Genomic DNA, 1,653 nt, shown 5'->3' with positions numbered 1-1,653 from the left:
TCCGGTTACCCGGATCGGCGGCACGGGTCGTCGTTCAGCCGCTGCGCCGGTTGGTGAACGAGCGCTTCCCGACCACGTTGTTGTTGTGCATCTGGCCGGGGATCCTGCTGTTCTGGGCGGCCTTCTTCGCCCCGCCCCGCCGGTCGCGGCGGTTGGGCACGAATTCCGGCTCGACCTCGGTCGTCGGCGCTTCGGCGGCCTCGTCGACCGCGGGGGCCTCGGTGGCGTCGTTCTTCGGTGCCGGGGTCTCGGTCATGGGTCCTCCTGGTGTTTCGGTGGCCGTCCACCTGATCGGGCAGCGGTTCACGGACTGCCGACCACTCCGGCGAAATGCCCCCCAGAGCGTAAGGGGCGAGGGGTCCCCGACCGCTACACGGGCGCACGTGTCGGGTGCGGTGGACGGGTCGCCTCCATCCTGCCGCACCGCGCGTGGTGGAGAATGCGTGCGGTGAAGGTGCGCACTCGGGTGGAGACGGCGGCGGCCGCGCTCCTGGCCAAGCGGAAGTTCGTGGCGCCGCTGGAGGTGTTCTCCGCGCTGGGGTGGCTGCCGGACAGGCAGCTCGACCGGTGGCGGCGCGGGCAGGTCGAGCACCTGGGCGTGGTGCTGGCCGTGACGCCGGACAAGACGCGGGAGGCGCTCGACGTGCTGCGGCGCTGGGCGCAGGCGCAGGGGTTGGCGGCGACCGAGGTGGAGTACCCGGCCGCGACGCTGGACCGGCGGCCGCTGCGGTTCGGCGTCGAGCCCGAGAGCGCGTTCCGGACGCACTGGATGGCCGTCGGGCTGTCCGAGACGCGGCGCAAGAGCCTGGTGGAGCGGCAGAACAAGGCCCCGGACCTGATGGTGGACGTGGCCACCGTCGAGTGGGAGTGCACGGAGTGCCGGGGCACGGGCGAGCTGCTCGTCTCCGACCCCGGTGGGCCGCTGTGCCTGGAGTGCGCGGATCTGGACCACCTCGTGTTCTTGGGCGCGGGTGACGCCACGCTGACCCGGCGCGCGAAGAAGGCCAGCGGGCTCTCGGCGGTGGTGCAGAAGTACGACCGGTCGCGCAAACGCTTCCAGCGCAAGGGTATCCTCGTCGAGGAGGCCGCGCTGGAGCAGGCGGAGGACTCGTGCCTCGCCGACGAGGACGTGCGGCTGCGCAGGCGGGACCGCGACCGCGAGCGCCGCGCCGACTGGGACGTCGACTTCCAGGCCGCGCTGGCGAAGGAGATCACCCGGCTGTTCCCCCGCTGCCCGGAGGACCGCGCGGTCGCCATCGCGCGGCACGCGGGCACTCGGGGCAGCGGTCGTGTCGGGCGGTCGGCGGCGGGACGCGCGCTGGACGAGAGGAAGACGACCCTGGCCGTCATCGCCTCGCTGCGGCACGAGGACACCGACTACGACGCCATGCTCATGTCCGGTGTGGACAGAGCCGTCGCCCGCGAACGGATTCGCGCCGACATCGACCGGCTGTTGGAGGACTGGCGCGGGTAAAGGGGAGTCGGCGGGCCGACTCCCCTTCTTCCCCTACCCGCGCCTGCGGACGGCGTACTGCCGCTGGTTCGCCACCGAGGCGGAGAACGCCCGCGGCGGGATCTGGGACTTCTTGCCCGCCGCGCGGCGGTCCCGCCTGCTGGCGGGTGCGGCGTCGGGCTCGGGCAGTGGCGGTTGAG

At 72.9% G+C, this 1,653-nt stretch carries 2 protein-coding genes; one reads left to right on the top strand and one right to left on the bottom strand.

Features of this window, described 5'->3' with window-relative positions; genetic code table 11:
* Window positions 1-34 precede the first annotated feature (34 nt).
* Window positions 35-256, bottom strand: a complete 222-nt coding sequence (locus ACFWW9_RS46095) for a hypothetical protein (protein WP_390390003.1) — start codon at window positions 254-256, stop codon at window positions 35-37.
* Window positions 257-439: 183 nt separating this feature from the next.
* On the opposite strand from ACFWW9_RS46095, the gene ACFWW9_RS46090 reads away from it, so the two are divergent.
* Window positions 440-1,474 (top strand): DUF2293 domain-containing protein, encoded by a 1,035-nt coding sequence (locus ACFWW9_RS46090; RefSeq protein WP_390390001.1) that lies wholly within the window; start codon window positions 440-442, stop codon window positions 1,472-1,474.
* Window positions 1,475-1,653 lie beyond the last annotated feature (179 nt).

The sequence above is a fragment of the Umezawaea sp. NPDC059074 genome (assembly GCF_042738955.1).
Lineage (GTDB): Bacteria > Actinomycetota > Actinomycetes > Mycobacteriales > Pseudonocardiaceae > Umezawaea.
This window is presented reverse-complemented; position numbering and strand designations above follow the sequence as displayed.

Excerpts from the sequence above, each read along its gene's own strand:
- ACFWW9_RS46095 (WP_390390003.1), bottom strand. The coding sequence starts at position 256 with ATGACCGAGACCCCGGCACCGAAGAACGACGCCACCGAGGCCCCCGCG.
- ACFWW9_RS46090 (WP_390390001.1), top strand. The coding sequence starts at position 440 with ATGCGTGCGGTGAAGGTGCGCACTCGGGTGGAGACGGCGGCGGCCGCG.